This window comes from Pseudomonas sp. TWR3-1-1, assembly GCF_049896545.1.
Taxonomy (GTDB): domain Bacteria; phylum Pseudomonadota; class Gammaproteobacteria; order Pseudomonadales; family Pseudomonadaceae; genus Aquipseudomonas; species Aquipseudomonas weihenstephanensis.
On sequence record NZ_JAFCUO010000003.1, the window covers coordinates 420,898 to 437,652 of the forward strand.

Below are 16,755 nucleotides of genomic sequence, written 5' to 3' on the forward strand. Positions count from 1 at the left end.
ATAGGATTAGTCCTAAATACCAGTAGGAATAACCAAAAACCATTCAACGCAGCGCGCACGTCCTGCTTGTCACAGAGGGTCCCACTTCTTCATTTCTGAAATATCAAACCACCCGCCCATCAAGCCTTCCAACTCCCCCGAGGTTGAATAAAAAGGAACCGTCCATTGATAGATATATCGCCCTCCCGACTTGAACTCGACAAAGCGCTTTTTATAAAAGGATTTTCGGCTTTGCAACATGCTCAATAACTCGCAATGAAACTGCTCGGCCTGCGGTTGGGGGTAGAGGTTGATTTCAATGCTGTTTAAACCCACAACACGCTCCAACTTAATGGACAAGCGATCTTCATAACTGCGATTGCAGCTAATAATTTCAGCTTTAAGACCGACCACAAAAATCGGACTAGGAATACCGTCCAAAAAACGCTGCTGTAACAGAATGTCTTCTCGCAATACGCCTTCTCGTGCCTGCCCAATCACAATCTTTTTGTGCAATTGTCGATTGCACAAAAACAACCACAGGCCGATTGCACTCACCACCGCCATGACCGCATACAACCAGGACGAGTGGTGTAAGGCACTTTCGACATTTGCCGCGGCCCCACCACCGCCCAGCCACTTGCTTCTCAAGGTACGAATCTCGGTCATGGGCATGGCTTCCAGCGCTTTGTTCAAAATGCTCAGCAGTTCAGGTTGCTGCACATTCACCGCAAAAGTATCAGCGGACCATCGCCCGTCCACACTGCGCCCGACTTTAAGTCGACCCGAAGGATAAAGATGCGCCTGCGTTTCACTCTGGATCGTCGCATCGGCTTCGCCACGTTCAACCAGCCCCCTTGCCTGCTCAAAAGTATCTACACGTTTGACGGTGATGCCCGGGTATTCACGCCTGATCATCTCTTCGAGCGCGTGCTTGGCGGGAAGAGCCAGCACCTTGCCCGTTAACTGATCAAGTGAACCCAGCCGGGAGTCATGGGCACGTACGACAAAAACCCAAGGTGCGCCGCCATAGGAATAGCTGAAGTTCAGAAAAGCTTTTCGCTCCTGACTGATCGACAGGGTTGAATTCATTTGTGCGATCCCCCCCTTGAGCAAGTCCAGGGTTTGCATCGTTGAAAAGGTTTCTATATGCGCAAACTGCAAACCGGTCATGCGTGTAATGCGCGCCAGAATATCAATGTTCAAACCTTCCCAATCACCCTCGATATTCCTGAAGGTATACAAGGGGAATTGTTGACTCGCCAGCGTCACCACCGGATTGGCCTTGATCCACTCTCGCTCACTGTGCAGCAGGTCGATATGTTGCTGCGCGATGCTGCCCTCAAGCCCGTGGGTCCAGCGCGCAAGAATCGCCCGGCAAAGGGTTTCATCCACACTCCCCAACACTTGATTGATCAGGTCAGTCATTTGCCGGTCGGCCAGGCGCGTGGCAAAAGAAAACCCGGACACCGGCAAGGCACTGCTCCCCAAGATGCGCAACTTGGAGTACGGCCTCACACTTTTAAAGGACTGGACAATGATTTCATTGCCGATGAAAGCGTCAATATCGCCCTCAGTCAGGGCTTCCATGGCGCTGTGCAGGGTGGGCGTAATGATGAGCTGGCTGTCAGGGTAAAAGGCATGGGCCGCTTGTATATCAACGTAACCGTCTACAAAGCCGATCTTTTTACCCACCCAGTTCTCGATAGGCTGTGCCTCTAAGGCTCGGCCGACAATGACAGGCCGATCAATCAGGTAATCGTCAGAAAAAGCGAGACCTTCTATACCGCGTTCAAAACCATTGGCGCTGGCGAGCATATCAATTTTGCCACTCAGCAAATCGGCAACGGCCTCAGCACGTTTTCGATAGCCCACCACTTCAACCTGTGCGCCCAACTTGTCACGAATGATGCTCAAGTAGTCGGCACTGATGCCTTGATAACGGTTACGGTCGCTTGTGATATCGACAGGCTCGTAATCGTCAAGGGTAATGCCTACCCGCAGCGTTCCATGCGACTCAAGCCAGCGTTTTTGCTGGGTATCCAGACGCAAGGGGTTAAAGCTGGCAAAGCTTTGTGGGAGCTTGAAGGGCAACCCCTGGGCCGCACTGGCCGACGGCACCAGGCTCAACAACCCGATGAAAAGCACTGCACAAACCCATGATTCAAATGCCTGAAGAGACCGTAACATTGCAGCTTCCTTGACCGACCACTCAGCCGCCCAAGAGGGCGAGAACGGAACAAGTTTGCCACGCAGATACTAAAAAGCCCGTCAGGCGACGGGCTTCAAAGTCTGTAAGAAAACGCCGCTTAGAGCGCCTTGCCTCGGTTGCCATGCTGGCTGACAAAGGCTTGAACCGCTTTGAGATCGTTATCCAACACGGTGTAACGCTCTTCTCTCTCAAACAAGTCAGAAAGATGAGCTGGGAGTTCCAGCGCTTTTCCTACGCCAGCTTTCTCAACGGCATCCGGGAACTTGACCGGGTGTGCCGTTCCCAAAATGACCATCGGGGTGTCCAGGTGGCGACGGCATTCACGGGCCGCCTTGACGCCAATGGCGGTGTGCGGGTCGAGCACTTCGCCCGTTTCAGCAAACACTTGGGCGATGGTTTCACAGGTCTGGGCGTCATCCACGGCCAGCGAGTCAAACAGGCGGCGTGCTTCGGTCCAGCGGTCGTCTTCAACGCTGAAGTGGCCGCTGTGCTTGAAGGTGTCCATCAAGCCTGCAACCGCTGCACCGTTGCGCCCATGCAGATCGAACAGCAAGCGTTCGAAGTTCGAGGACAACATGATGTCCATCGACGGGGACAGGGTCGCGTGCAGGGTGTCTTTGGCGTACTGATTACCGCTCATGAAGCGGTGCAGGATGTCGTTACGGTTGGTGGCAACGATCAACTGGTTGATCGGCAACCCCATGTTGCGTGCCAGGTAACCGGCGAAGATGTCACCAAAGTTACCGGTAGGCACCGAGAACGAGATGGAGCGCTGAGGCCCGCCCAACTGCAACGCTGCATGGAAGTAGTAAACGATCTGGGCCATGATCCGCGCCCAGTTGATCGAGTTAACCGCCACCAGGCGCGTGCCTTTCAGGAAGCCTTGATCGGCAAAACTGGCTTTGACCATTTCCTGGCAGTCATCGAAGTTACCTTCAATGGCGATGTTGTGAATGTTGTCACCCAAGAGTGTCGTCATTTGACGACGCTGCACTTCAGACACCCGGTTATGGGGGTGCAGGATGAAAATATCGACGTTTTCACAGTGCTTGCAGCCTTCAATCGCCGCAGAGCCGGTGTCGCCGGACGTCGCGCCAACAATGACCACGCGCTCTGCGCGCTTTTCAAGCACGTAGTCGAGCAGGCGGCCGAGCAATTGCAAGGCGAAATCTTTGAACGCCAGGGTCGGGCCGTGGAACAGCTCCATGACCCATTCGTTGCTATTGAGTTGACGTAAGGGTGCAACCGCAGCGTGAGCAAACACGCCGTAGGTGTCTTCCAGTATTTTTTTGAAGTCGGCATCCGGGATGCTGCCTGTCACAAACGGACGCATCACTCGGAATGCCAGCTCGTGATAAGGCAGACCAGCCCAGGAAGCGATTTCTTCTTGAGTGAAACGTGGCAGGTTTTCTGGCACGTACAAGCCGCCATCGCTGGCCAGACCGGCCAGCAACACGTCTTCAAAATTCAGGGCCGGTGCCTGGCCGCGGGTACTGATATAGCGCATTAGGGCGAACCTTCGAGGTGAGCTGCAAGCGGTTTGGCCACCGGCCACACGTCAAGCACAGGGGCTTTGAACATGTGGCGCGCAACAAGACGCTTGCCGCTATTGATTAATTTAGATGCTCAACGCGGATACGGACCACCGGGCCGACGACGCCTTGCAACGCTTCAAGCGCGGTGATGGCATCGTTCATGCTTTGCTCAAGCACACGGTGGGTCAGCAGGATCATGGGCACCAGACCGTCGTGCTCTTCGACTTCTTTTTGCATGATCGATTCAATGTTGATACCGCGCTCGGACAAGATGCTGGCCACTTGCGCCAGGACACCAGGATGGTCCTTGGCCTGAATGCGCAGGTAATAAGCGCTTTCGCAGGCTTCGATCGGCAGGATCGGGTGATCGGACAGTGCGTCGGGCTGGAAGGCCAGGTGCGGCACGCGGTTCTCAGGGTCACTGGTCATGGCGCGAACCACGTCAACCAGGTCTGCGACGACCGAAGACGCGGTCGGTTCCATGCCAGCGCCAGCGCCGTAGAACAAGGTTGAGCCGGCAGCATCACCGTTGACCATCACCGCATTCATTACGCCATTAACGTTGGCGATCAGGCGATCAGCCGGGATCAGGGTGGGGTGAACACGCAATTCGATGCCGCTGGCCGTGCTGCGTGCAACACCCAGGTGCTTGATGCGATAGCCCAGTGCTTCGGCGTAATTCACATCAGCGGTTGTCAGCTTGGTGATGCCTTCGGTGTAGGCTTTGTCGAATTGCAGCGGGATACCGAACGCGATGGACGCCAGAATGGTCAGCTTATGCGCGGCGTCGATGCCTTCAACGTCGAAAGTCGGATCGGCTTCGGCATAGCCCAGTGCTTGTGCTTCGGCCAATACGTCTTCAAAGGTGCGGCCTTTTTCACGCATCTCGGTAAGGATGAAGTTACCCGTGCCGTTGATGATGCCCGCTACCCAGTTGATACGGTTGGCCGACAACCCTTCACGGATGGCCTTGATCACCGGGATACCGCCCGCTACAGCGGCCTCAAACGCCACGATTACGCCCTTTTCCTGCGCCTTGGCGAAGATCTCGTTACCGTGCACGGCAATCAGCGCCTTGTTGGCCGTGACTACGTGCTTGCCGTTTTCGATGGCTTTGAGCACCAGCTCGCGGGCGATGGTGTAACCGCCAATCAGCTCGATGACGATGTCGATTTCAGGATTGGTTGCCACGGCGAATACATCGTGGGTAATGGGGGTACCGGTAATGTCGCACTGAGGGTTTGGCGTACGCAGGGCAATTTGCGCAACCTGGATACCACGCCCGGCACGGCGGGCAATCTCCTCGGCGTTACGCTTAAGTACGTTGAAGGTGCCGCCACCGACGGTCCCTAGTCCACAGATGCCTACTTTGACCGGATTCACGCTGAACTCCCCATAAAACGGCCGACTCAAGGCCGGCCGTGGAATACAACCGTGGACTGCCACGGTTCTCTATAAATGACTGGGCAACGGAGCTGCCCGGCCATGCTCGTCAAAGGCTTAGCGTGACGAGGCAGGATTATTTAACACTGAGTGCCAGCTTGCCAACCTGTGCTGCCGGCTGATAGCCCGGAATGACCTGGCCATCGGCCAAAACGATGGCAGGCGTACCGTTGACCCCAATGGACTGACCCAGGGCAAATTGCTTGGCCACCGGGTTGGCGCATTTAGGGGCGTCGACTGTTTTGCCGTCGGTCATTTTGTCCATGGCGCTTTTCTTGTCTTTCGAGCACCAGACCGCTTGCAACTGCTGGTCACCGGCCGAACCCAGGCCCTGACGCGGGAACGCAACGTAACGCACTTCAATGCCCATTTTGTTCAGTTCAGGCACTTCTTCATGCAGTTTGTGGCAATAAGGGCAGGTGGTATCGGTAAAAACAGTGATGTGCGACTTGGTTTCGCCGATGGCCGGGTACACCACGGTTTCTGCAACGGGAATCCCGTTGATCAACTTGGCGACACCTACACGCTCGGCTTTTTCGGTCAGGTTGACCGGCTTACCGTCTTTGAGCTGGAACATATAGCCTTGCACGATGAACTGGCCATCCGCGCTGGCATACAGTACGCGGCTGCCCTTGAGCTTGACTTCATACAGGCCCGCCAGCGGACTGGCGCTGATGCTTTCTACCGGAACATCCAGTTGCAGCGTTTCAAGGCTTTTACGGATGGCTTGCTCGGCGCCGGTGTCGGCAAATGAAAAGGTGCTGACCAACGCAAGGGCTGCGGCGGCAAAAATATGGGTCACGCGCATGAAAACTCCTGAAGGCGGACAAAACGGCCAAACCTGAATGCCCCGAGACAAAAAAGGGCGTCAGTGGCCCGTTTTCTAAACCCGCAAAGCCTACCACAAATGGCTTTCAAGGCCGACTGTGACCAACGCAAGAGCACGGCAAACAACTTAGCCTCGCGGATGATGTTGAGCATGCAGGTCTTGCAGGCGAGCACGCGCCACATGGGTGTAAATCTGGGTGGTGGATAAATCGCTGTGCCCGAGCAGCATCTGCACCACGCGCAGGTCGGCTCCGTGGTTGAGCAGGTGGGTCGCGAAAGCATGCCGCAAGGTGTGCGGTGACAATGACTTGTCGATGCCTGCGACGCGGGCTTGATGCTTGATGCGGTGCCAGAACGTTTGACGCGTCATTTGCTCACCCCGCTGGCTGGGAAACAACACGTCGCTGGGCCGCCCATTTAACAGTTCATGCCGCGCATCGCGCATGTAGCGTTCAACCCACACGATGGCCTCCTCCCCCATCGGCACCAGGCGCTCCTTGCTGCCCTTGCCCATGACGCGCAATACGCCCTGGCGCAAGTTGACCTGCTCCAGTGTCAGGCTGATCAGCTCTGTCACACGCAGCCCACAGGCGTAAAGCACCTCCAGCATGGCGCGGTCACGCTGGCCGATGGCCTCACTCAAATCAGGTGCGATCAGCAAGGCTTCTACGTCTGCCTCTGACAACGATTTGGGCAGCGGCCTTCCCAGTTGCGGCATATCGACTTGCAAGGTTGGATCAACCGCAATCAGTTTTTCACGCAACAGATAGCGATAAAAGCCACGCGCACCTGACAAGAATCGCGCTGTTGAACGGGGTTTGTACAACTGATCAAGGCGCCACGCCAAGTGATCGAGAATCAGCTCGCGCCCGGCATGAATCAACTCAATGCCACGTTCCTGCAGCCAGCCATTAAATAACGCCAAATCGCTGCGATACGCGTAACGGGTATTGTCGGACAGGCCTTTTTCCAGCCACAAGGCATCCAGAAAGCGGTCGATCAGTGGGTCATCTATAGCAGGCATCGGTTCTCGACAGGCACAGCCACAAGGCCACGCAAAAATAAAAAGTGAACGGTGAAAGTGGCCGCTAGTCTTTCATAGCCGGCTCTGGGCATAAACACAAAGCTCCACTTACTCGGCACGCAAAGGACCCTTTATGAATGAACAACAGATTCTGCTGACGTTCGGTGGCATCGGGGTCGCAGCTCTGGGCTGCCAATGGCTGGCCTGGCGGCTGAAGCTGCCCGCCATTTTGTTTTTGTTGCTGGCGGGGATTTTACTCGGCCCGGTATTGGGCTGGCTAAATCCGCAACAGCTGTTTGGCCCGCTGCTGATGCCCTTGGTATCACTGGCAGTGGCACTGATTCTGTTCGAAGGCAGCCTGACGCTGCACCTGTCCGAGTGGCGCGAAATCGGCACCGTCGTGCATCGACTGGTGACCGTGGGCGCGCTCTCGACATGGGCCGTAATCACCCTCGCCACTCATTGGCTGCTGGGTTTTGACTGGCTGCTGGCCTTGCTGTTCGGCACCCTGACGCTGGTGACCGGGCCGACCGTGATTGTGCCGATGTTACGCGTGGTACGGCCCAAAGCATCAATTGCCAATATTTTGCGCTGGGAAGGGATCGTCATCGACCCAATTGGTGCATTGCTCGCGGTGGTGGTCTACAGCTTCATCATTGCCAGCGCCAGTGGTGACGGCCTGAGCCACAGTTTATTGACCTTTGCCGGGGTGATTGTATGCGGCAGTGTGTTTGGCATCGTGGGCGGCTGGGTCTCGGGCCACGTATTGCGCAAGCAATGGCTGCCCGAATATCTGCATAGCCTCGCCACACTCGCGGTGGTATTGGCGGTGTTTATCGCGGCCAATCAGGTGATGCATGAGTCCGGCTTGCTGGCAGTCACGCTGATGGGCATGTGGATGGCCAACATGAAAGGGGTTGATGTGCGCAATATTCTGCACTTCAAAGAAAACCTCAGCATCTTCCTGATTTCGGGCCTGTTCATATTGCTGGCCGCCCGCCTCGACCTGAACGCAATGATCGGCCTTGGCCCGGCGGTACTGGTCTTGCTGCTGATCATTCAGTTCATCGCGCGGCCACTGAATGTATTGCTTTGCACCTTTGGCTCAACGCTGAACTGGCGCGAACGCACCTTGCTGGCCTGGATTGCACCACGCGGTATTGTGGCCGCAGCAGTCTCAGCGATTTTTGCCATTCGTCTGGACGAAGCAGGGCATGAAGGCGCACTGCTGCTGGTCCCCCTGACCTTCGCCGTGATCATCGGCACCGTGGTGTTACAAAGTGCCACCGCTCGACCGCTTGCGCGCTTGCTCAAGGTCGCTGAACCGCCACCCAGCGGCTTTTTGATCGTGGGCGCCAACGGTCCTGCCCGCCTCATCGCCAAAGCGCTGCACCAACTGGGCAGCCGGGTGCTGCTGACGGATTCAAACTGGGAAAACATCCGCGCTGCACGCATGGACAACCTGCCGACTTACTTTGGCAACCCGGCGTCGGAACATGCCGAATCGCATCTGGATTTAGTCGGCCTGGGCCACCTGCTTGCGCTGTCACCATCGGGTGAGCTCAACGCACTGGCTGCCACGCGCTTTCGGCATGAATTTGGGCCACAACGCTTGTATGCACTGACCAACAACCAGGAAAGCCGTCGTACCGACAAACATCGCGCCAGTCATGAACATCGCGGGCAAGCCTTTGGGGATCGGGCACTGACCTACAGCCAGTTGGTGAGCGACCTGAATCAGGGCGCTGAAATCTACAGCACACTGCTCACCGACGCGTTCACGTGGGAGGACTATCAGGCGCTGCATGGTGAGCGTGCCACATTGCTGTTTGCGCGCGATAAAACCGGCTGGGTGCATGTGGTGACACCTGACAGCGACTTGAAGCCGGGCGCTGGCTGGACGCTACTGGCGTTGATCAGGCAATCCAGTAGCGACTGACGCATAAGCGAGGCTGCGTCCGGGCACGCAGCACTCGCTAAATCCTTCAACCAGGTGCCCCAGAGACACCGCGGTCATCGGGTTAGGATTACTGCGCAATCGGACGTCGCCTTAGGCAATCTGCCTGGGCTGACGCGTAATGCGCCCACAGGCGTGCACCGCGCTTGCTACACCGTTATGGCGCAAACCCTGGCAACACGGGCACCGGGCGTTTGTCGTCATCAATCGCCACGAAGCTGAACAAGCCCTGGATCGCCAATTCACGGCCATCGCAGCTCATGCTTTCTACATACACTTCAACTTCAACCTTGAGGCTGGTGTTGCCGACTTTCACCACCCGGCCCACCAGTTCCACAATTGAACCTGCCGCTATCGGGTGATTGAAGTTGATGGGATCGGTGGACACGGTCACCAACGGCAGCCGGCAGAAACGGGTCGCGGCAATGAACGACACTTCGTCCATCCAGGCCAGTGCAGTGCCGCCAAACAAGGTGTTGTGGTGGTTGGTGGTCGAAGGGAATACAGCTTTGGTGATGCGGGTAACGGACAGCTCGGTCCGGCGTTGAATCTCTTGCTCACGCGAAATCATGCTTGCTTAGTACCTACAACTGGACAAAGGTCTGACAAATCTCAGGCAACAAAAAAGCAGCCCGAAGGCTGCTTTTTTCTGCATCGGGAAGCTGGACTTAAGCCAGTTTTTCCTTGATGCGAGCTGCTTTACCGGACAGGTCACGCAGGTAGTACAGCTTGGCTTTACGAACGTCACCGCGACGCTTAACAGCCATGCTGTCGATTTGCGGGCTGTAGGTCTGGAAAGTACGCTCTACGCCAACACCGTTGGAGATTTTACGAACAGTGAAAGCACTGTTCACGCCACGGTTACGCTTGGCAATCACTACACCTTCGAAAGCTTGCAGACGCGAACGATCGCCTTCCTTCACTTTCACCTGAACGACAATGGTGTCGCCCGGGGCAAAAGGAGGGATCTCTTTGGTCATCTGCTCTGCTTCGAGTGCAAGGATGATTTTGTTAGTCATGCTGTGCTCCTAAGGTAGATCGTCGGATCTACCATCGATACGTTGTTAACTATCGTCCCGCGCGAGGATGTATTCCTCGAGCAGCTTCTTCTCTTCTCCAGAAAGCGAGCGGCTTTCCAGAAGATCGGCGCGTCGTTCATAGGTCCGCCCAAGGGACTGCTGTAAACGCCAACGCCGGATGTGTGCATGATTGCCACTAAGCAATACGTCGGGAACACGCTGATCCGCATACACCTCCGGTCGGGTGTAGTGCGGGCAATCCAGCAGACCATCCGTAAAGGAATCTTCCTCGGCGGAGTCCGCATGCCCTAAAGCTCCAGGCAGCAGTCGTGTAACCGCATCAATCAGCACCATCGCCGGCAGCTCGCCGCCAGACAATACATAGTCACCAATTGACCACTCTTCATCGACATGAGCGTCTATAAAACGCTCGTCAATGCCTTCATAACGACCTGCAATGAGGATTAATGCTTCCTCATTCGCCAGTTCGCGTACCGCCGACTGATTCAGTTGACGGCCTTGGGGCGACAGGTAAATCACCTTCGCCGCCTCTCCGGCTGCGTTTCTGGCCTGAACCAGCGCATCTTCCAGAGGCTTGATCTTCATCACCATGCCCGGACCACCGCCAAATGGGCGATCGTCCACAGTGTGATGTCGGTCCGTTGTGTAGTCTCGCGGGTTCCAACAGGTGAGCTGCAACAGCCCTTGTTTCACCGCGCGACTGGTGATGCCGTAGTCGCTGATGGCAGAAAACATTTCGGGAAACAAACTGATCACTTCTACGCGCAATTTAGCCACGCTTAGAAATCCGCATCCCAATCCACCTTCATCTCGCCAGCCGCCAGGTCGACGCTCAACACGCATTGCTCTGTATAGGGCAACAAGCGATCACGATCATCCAGACTTCCTGGGCAAGGTTTGACTTCCATGACATCGTTCGAGCCAGTTTCCATCAGGTCAACAATCTTGCCGAGCAGTTGCCCTTCAAGGTTGGTCACTTTCAGTCCCTGCAGCTGGTACCAGTAGTACTCGCCGTCGGTCAGTTCAGGAAACAGGTTACGCGGCACGCAGATTTCAAATTCGCGAAGAAGACCTGCTTCGTCACGGTCATCGAGACCCTTGAGCTTTACAACCAGAAACTTGCCGTTGTGAGAACGGCCACTGACCAGCTCTGCCTGTCGTACATCATTGCCGCGCCGAAGCGTCAGCTTTTTGTAGTCCAACAGGTTATCAATTGGATCCGTAAAGGAATAAACCTTCACTTCGCCGCGTACGCCGTGAATCGAGTAGATTTTGCCGATAACGATCAAATCATCAGCAGTTTCAGGCGTCACGCTCATATTGCTCAGGCCGCAGCCTTAGCATTTACTTTAACCAGCTGAGCAACACGCTCAGACATAGTTGCGCCAACGCTCAACCAGTAAGCCAGACGGTCTTCTTTAACGGAGAAACGAACTTCCTGACCACGGGCAACCGGGTTGAAGAAGCCAATTTGTTCCTTGTGGGAACCGTCACGTGGGTTACGGCTATCGGTAACGGTCAAGTGGTAAAACGGGCGCTTTTTGGAGCCGCCAAGGGCAAGACGGATTGTTAGCATGTGAACATCATTCCTGTAGTCGGTGCTGCAAATCTAAATGCACAGCGGGCATAGGTGCCCGAAAGGCCGCATATTCTAAGGAATATCCGGACTTTTGCAAATGTCTTTTTCTGGCGCCTATTGGCATAACACCCAGATTTGCTATAAGGCCGCCACGAATGGCGACAGGTCAGCTCCCGCACTGTGCGGGTTTGCTGGGGGTCTCGCATTGCTGCGAGCCGCGCAAACGCAAGCGCTTGCGCAGGTGATTTACATTTTTGGCATGCCGCCGCCGGGCATCATCGAGCCCATGCCGCGCATCATTTTGGCCATGCCGCCTTTAGCCGAGAACTTTTTCATCATCTTTTGCATCTGCTTGTGCTGCTTGATCAAGCGACCGATGTCCTGCACTTGCGTGCCGGAGCCCATGGCAATACGGCGTTTGCGCGAACCGCTGATCAGGTCAGGGTCGCGGCGCTCGGCCGGGGTCATGGAGTTGATGATGGCTTCCATTTGTTTGAACTGTTTCTCTGCTGCGCCCTGGGCATTGCCCATTTGCGCCAGATTCACACCACCCATGTTCGGCAGTTTGTCCATGAGACCGCCCAAGCCGCCCATGTTTTTCATCTGTTGCAGCTGATCGCGGAAGTCTTCGAGGTCGAAGCCCTTACCTTTCTTGAGCTTTTTGGCCAGCTTGTCGGCTTTGTCTTTATCGAGGGTCTGTTCGGCCTGCTCGATAAGGCTGAGCACATCGCCCATGCCCAAAATGCGTGACGCAATACGGTCCGGGTGGAACGGGTCCAGCGCGTCGCTCTTCTCGCCCATGCCGAGGAACTTGATCGGCTTGCCCGTGATTGCACGCACGGACAGTGCAGCACCGCCACGGGCATCACCGTCGACCTTGGTCAGGATCACACCGGTCAGCGGCAGCGCGTCACCGAAGGCCTTGGCCGTGTTGGCGGCATCCTGACCGGTCATGGCGTCAACCACGAACAGGGTTTCTGCCGGCTTGACCGCGGCGTGCAGCGCTTGAATCTCGGCCATCATGTCGGCGTCGATGTGCAGGCGACCCGCGGTATCGACAATTACGACATCAATGAACTTGAGCTTGGCTTCATTAATAGCCGCCAGCGCAATCGCAACCGGCTTTTGGCTGATGTCGGACGCAAAGAACGTAACGCCCACTTCACCCGCCAGGGTTTCCAGCTGTTTGATCGCCGCCGGACGGTAAACGTCAACCGAAACCACCATGACGCTTTTCTTTTTGCGCTCTTTAAGGAAGCGCGCCAGCTTGCCAGCGGTGGTGGTTTTACCCGCACCCTGCAAACCGGCCATCAAAATAACAGCAGGCGGCGTGACGTTGAGGATCAAATCCTCGTTGGCAGCGCCCATCAGGCTTTCGAGTTCAGCCTGGACGATCTTCACAAACGCCTGGCCCGGCGTCAGGCTGCGCGACACTTCTGTGCCCACAGCGCGCTCTTTGACCGCGTTGACGAAGTCTTTGACCACTGGCAAAGCCACGTCGGCTTCCAGCAACGCCATGCGCACTTCGCGCAGGGTGTCTTTGATATTGTCCTCGGTCAGCTTGGCCTTGCCGGTGACATGGCGCAGCGTCTGCGAGAGACGGTCGGTTAAATTTTCAAACATGCGCGATCCTTTCAGGCCCAAAGTAGACCGGGGTTATTGCGGCCCAGCCCGTGTAAAACTGATGCTCGGCGAGCCTGCGGCGTGGGCAGGTCGCGGATTATAGCGAAGACTGATCGCGGCGGACACCTTACCGTCAGCTTATGTGGCCTTTCGTGTTCAGGCGGTTGTATGCCAAACTCAGCCCTTTCGGGCTTGCCTAACAGGATTTATGCTCCCCTTGTCACCGAGTTTGCTCCCCAGCCTCGCCGCCGCCTGCTTATACGCCGCTGCGACCTTCTATCAAGGCAATTGCCTGCGCCACGGCGCGAAGGCAAACAATCGTCTGTTGGTGACGCTCGGCATCCTTGCCGTCCTCGCCCACGCTGCGAGCCTGTTTACCCATTTGATGACCCCTGCCGGGCTTGAGCTGGACTTCTTCAGCGCGGCCAGCCTGATTGCCGTTGCCGTCATCAGCGTGACGCTGGTTGCGTGTGCGCGTATCCCGGTCGAGAACCTGTTGCTGCTGTTATATCCGTTAGGGGCACTCACGGTACTGATGTCCGAGTTCGCCCCGCCGGGCACCGTACAGGTCATTAATGAACAACCCGGCATTCTGGCCCATATCCTGCTGTCGATCCTGGCGTACGGAATGTTCACCATTGCGGTGTTCCAGGCCTTGTTGCTGTCATTGCAGAACTACCAGCTCAAACACAAACACCCCAAGGGCCTGATCAAGAACTTCCCGCCGCTGCAAACCATGGAGAGCCTGCTGTTTGGCTTTTTGTGGGCAGGCTGGGCATTACTGTCGCTGTCACTGATTTCGGGCTGGCTGTTTTTGGGCAACCTGTTTGCCCAGCATCTGGTGCATAAAACCCTGCTGGCGTGCCTGGCGTGGATCGTTTTCAGCGTGCTGCTGTGGGGCCGTCATCACCTTGGCTGGCGCGGCCACAAAGCCATCCGCTGGACGTTTGCCGGGTTCTGCCTGCTGATGCTGGCCTACTTTGGCAGCAAGCTGGTTCGTGAATACATTCTGCATATCTGACGGGCGTTGATTATGGATAGCTTGCCCCCCGGGCCATTACTCGCCCTCTTGGCGCTGGTGTTTGCAGGACTGGGATTCTGTATCGGGATTGTTTCGCGCAAGCCTCAGGCCGTGACACAACGCGGCGACGCTCACCCGCCGCATAACGCCCTGCCCGCTGAGAATGATGAACAACCTGGCAGCCGCCCACAGCTGCTGTCGGGCATTCATGCACTGGACAACATCACGGTCAACGACATCCTGATCCCGCGCAGCGAAGTCGAGGGCCTGAACCTGGACGACTCGATCGAAGACTTGATCGAGCAACTGCGCCAGACCAAGCGCACGCGACTGCCGGTGTTTCATAACGACATCAATCAGGTCGAAGCCATCCTCAATACACGCCACATCCAGCACATGCTGCCCGATGCCAGCCTGACCAAAGAGGCGATTCTGGCCGTCTGCCACGAACCCTACTTCATCCCTGAAAGCACCCCGCTGCAATTACAGCTGCTCAACTTTCATAAACAGCAGCGGCGCATCGGCATCGTGGTGGATGAATACGGCGAAGTGCTGGGCATCGTGACCCTTGAAGACATTCTTGAAGAGATCGTCGGTGAGTTTGAAGACGAGCAAAACGCCGACAACCCGCACGTAGAACCGCTGCCCGACGGCCGTTACGTAGTGGATGGCGCCGCGTCCATCCGCGAGTTGAACAAAACCCTGGGCTGGCAACTGCCTTGCGATGGCCCGAAAACCTTGAACGGCCTGGTCACTGAAGCACTGGAAACCATCCCCGAAACCACGGTGTGCCTGAAAATCGGTCGTTACAGACTGGAAATTCTGGAGACCGAAGAAAACCGTGTCAGCCGCGTACTGATCTGGCACAACAGCGTCAAGCCTGCGGCCTGATCGCAGCCCCGCAGCTTGTTCCATCCCCCCGCCGCTCCCTATAATCACTCCCGCTTACCCAAGCCTGGCCGACACGCGTGCTACCCGCACTCAGCGTCGTCGGCCTGCCGCTGCTGGCTGTACCTGCGCGCGCTCCCATCCCGAGCGGCGCTTGCACCCTGGTATCCCTCAGGGCAATGACCATAAAAAATCGCTCAGCCTTGTCTTGCCTCACCGCCAGATAACGCCACGGGCACATAACTGTCAGGGATATGCACATGACCACAACCACTACGTTCAGCGAAGCCTCGTGCGATAAACCGGTTAACTCGGCCTCCCGCGTGGCCACTGCCAGCTTTATCGGGACGGCCATCGAGTTCTACGATTTCTACGTCTATGCCACCGCCGCAGCGCTGGTCATCGGCCCGGTATTCTTCCCGCAAACCTCCGGCACCGCGCAAATGCTGTCGGCGTTTCTGACGTTCGGCATTGCCTTCCTCGCCCGCCCGCTCGGCTCCTTTGTGTTTGGCCACTATGGCGACCGCATTGGGCGCAAATCCACGCTGGTGGCATCGCTGCTGTTGATGGGCGTGTGTACCACGCTGATTGGCGTGCTGCCGGGCTACGCCACAATCGGTGCCTGGGCACCCATTCTGCTGTGCGTGCTGCGTTTCGGGCAGGGCCTAGGCTTGGGCGGGGAATGGGGCGGTGCAGCGTTGCTGGCCACCGAGAACGCACCGAAAGGCAAGCGCGCCTGGTTCGGGATGTTTCCGCAATTGGGGCCCTCAATTGGCTTTCTGGCGGCCAACGGGTTGTTCTTGATCCTGGCAATGACCCTCAGCGATGAACAGTTTCGCTCATGGGGCTGGCGGATTCCGTTCCTGCTCAGCGCAGCCTTGGTCATGGTCGGTTTATATGTGCGGCTCAAACTCGAAGAGACCCCGGTGTTCGCCAAAGCTGTGGCGCAACACGAACGGGTGAAAATGCCGATCGTTGAACTGTTAAGCAACTACTGGGCACCGATGCTGCTGGGTGCCGCCTCGATGGTGGTGTGCTACGCGCTGTTTTATATCTCAACCGTGTTTTCGCTGAGTTACGGCGTGTCCACGCTGGGCTATACCCGCGAGACCTTCCTCGGGCTGCTGTGCTTTGCCGTGCTGTTCATGGCCGCTGCAACGCCCCTTTCGGCATGGGCCAGCGACCGTTATGGGCGCAAACCGGTGCTGATCGTGGGCGGCGTGCTGGCGATAGCGTCCGGTTTTCTGATGGAGCCGCTACTCACCCACGGCACGACCTGGGGCGTGGCGCTGTTCTTGTGCATCGAGCTGTTTCTGATGGGCGTGACGTTTGCACCGATGGGCGCGTTGCTGCCTGAGCTGTTTCCAACGCGCGTGCGGTATACCGGCGCCTCGGCTGCCTACAATCTGGGCGGCATTGTCGGCGCGTCAGCCGCACCCTTCTTCGCCCAAAAACTGGTGAGCATGGGCGGTTTGAGCTGGGTGGGCGGCTACGTGTCAGGCGCGGCGATACTCAGCTTGATCGCCGTGCTGTGCTTGAAAGAAACCAGAGAGGCTGATCTGAACAAGGTCGGGTAACAAGCAATACCCCGCAGGCTGCGATCTTTTGCTCTAAAAGATCGCAGCC

General features: G+C 56.7%; 14 protein-coding genes and 1 pseudogene. 4 read left to right on the plus strand and 11 right to left on the minus strand.

Annotation, left to right across the window (positions count from 1 at the left end; translation table 11 throughout):
* Positions 1–69 precede the first annotated feature (69 nt).
* The 5 genes from ACP7A4_RS10590 to xerD all read right to left on the minus strand — a co-directional run bounded on the left by ACP7A4_RS10590 (position 70) and on the right by xerD (position 7,021).
* Positions 70–2,169 carry a transporter substrate-binding domain-containing protein gene (locus ACP7A4_RS10590; RefSeq protein WP_203303248.1) on the minus strand — a complete coding sequence of 700 codons (2,100 nt, stop codon included), beginning with the start codon at positions 2,167–2,169 and terminating at the stop codon, positions 70–72.
* A 119-nt stretch (positions 2,170–2,288) separates the two neighbouring features.
* A complete protein-coding gene (thrC, locus tag ACP7A4_RS10595; RefSeq protein WP_426246717.1) occupies positions 2,289–3,698 on the minus strand; it encodes a threonine synthase in 1,410 nt (469 codons plus the stop codon).
* 106 nt (positions 3,699–3,804) lie between these two features.
* Positions 3,805–5,109, minus strand: coding sequence for a homoserine dehydrogenase (locus ACP7A4_RS10600; RefSeq protein ID WP_059764429.1), 1,305 nt, complete (start codon positions 5,107–5,109; stop codon positions 3,805–3,807).
* 136 nt (positions 5,110–5,245) lie between these two features.
* On the minus strand, positions 5,246–5,977 hold the full coding sequence (locus tag ACP7A4_RS10605) for a thioredoxin fold domain-containing protein (RefSeq protein WP_059764427.1): 732 nt from the start codon (positions 5,975–5,977) through the stop codon (positions 5,246–5,248).
* Positions 5,978–6,124: 147 nt separating this feature from the next.
* Positions 6,125–7,021: a site-specific tyrosine recombinase XerD gene (gene xerD / locus ACP7A4_RS10610; RefSeq protein ID WP_426246719.1), complete on the minus strand. Its 897-nt coding sequence runs from the start codon at positions 7,019–7,021 to the stop codon at positions 6,125–6,127.
* A gap of 133 nt (positions 7,022–7,154) precedes the next feature.
* Between xerD and ACP7A4_RS10615 the strand changes: the two genes are divergently transcribed.
* A complete protein-coding gene (locus tag ACP7A4_RS10615) occupies positions 7,155–8,960 on the plus strand; it encodes a cation:proton antiporter (RefSeq protein ID WP_426246721.1) in 1,806 nt (601 codons plus the stop codon).
* A 175-nt stretch (positions 8,961–9,135) separates the two neighbouring features.
* Here the strand turns inward: ACP7A4_RS10615 and ACP7A4_RS10620 are convergent, their stop codons facing one another.
* From ACP7A4_RS10620 to ffh, 6 genes are all read right to left on the minus strand, one after another.
* Entirely contained in the window at positions 9,136–9,549 is a 414-nt protein-coding gene (locus ACP7A4_RS10620) for an acyl-CoA thioesterase (RefSeq protein WP_059764421.1), read from the minus strand.
* A gap of 97 nt (positions 9,550–9,646) precedes the next feature.
* Positions 9,647–9,997, minus strand: a complete 351-nt coding sequence (gene rplS, locus ACP7A4_RS10625; protein WP_003440273.1) for a 50S ribosomal protein L19 — start codon at positions 9,995–9,997, stop codon at positions 9,647–9,649.
* 45 nt (positions 9,998–10,042) lie between these two features.
* Entirely contained in the window at positions 10,043–10,795 is a 753-nt protein-coding gene (trmD, locus tag ACP7A4_RS10630; protein ID WP_048363295.1) for a tRNA (guanosine(37)-N1)-methyltransferase TrmD, read from the minus strand.
* A 2-nt stretch (positions 10,796–10,797) separates the two neighbouring features.
* A complete protein-coding gene (rimM, locus tag ACP7A4_RS10635) occupies positions 10,798–11,337 on the minus strand; it encodes a ribosome maturation factor RimM (protein WP_048363294.1) in 540 nt (179 codons plus the stop codon).
* A gap of 5 nt (positions 11,338–11,342) precedes the next feature.
* On the minus strand, positions 11,343–11,594 hold the full coding sequence (rpsP, locus tag ACP7A4_RS10640) for a 30S ribosomal protein S16 (protein WP_048363293.1): 252 nt from the start codon (positions 11,592–11,594) through the stop codon (positions 11,343–11,345).
* Positions 11,595–11,843: 249 nt separating this feature from the next.
* Complete coding sequence (gene ffh / locus ACP7A4_RS10645) at positions 11,844–13,220, minus strand: signal recognition particle protein (protein WP_048363292.1); 1,377 nt, start codon at positions 13,218–13,220, stop codon at positions 11,844–11,846.
* 208 nt (positions 13,221–13,428) lie between these two features.
* Between ffh and ACP7A4_RS10650 the strand changes: the two genes are divergently transcribed.
* The 3 genes and pseudogenes from ACP7A4_RS10650 (at position 13,429) to ACP7A4_RS10660 (ending at position 16,706) form a co-directional block, all read left to right on the plus strand.
* Entirely contained in the window at positions 13,429–14,241 is an 813-nt protein-coding gene (locus tag ACP7A4_RS10650) for a cytochrome C assembly family protein (protein ID WP_048363291.1), read from the plus strand.
* An 84-nt stretch (positions 14,242–14,325) separates the two neighbouring features.
* Positions 14,326–15,132, plus strand: a pseudogene (locus ACP7A4_RS10655) (transporter associated domain-containing protein); the annotation flags it as partial.
* Between the two features lie 257 nt (positions 15,133–15,389).
* On the plus strand, positions 15,390–16,706 hold the full coding sequence (locus ACP7A4_RS10660) for an MFS transporter (RefSeq protein WP_059764415.1): 1,317 nt from the start codon (positions 15,390–15,392) through the stop codon (positions 16,704–16,706).
* The last annotated feature ends 49 nt before the right edge of the window (positions 16,707–16,755 follow it).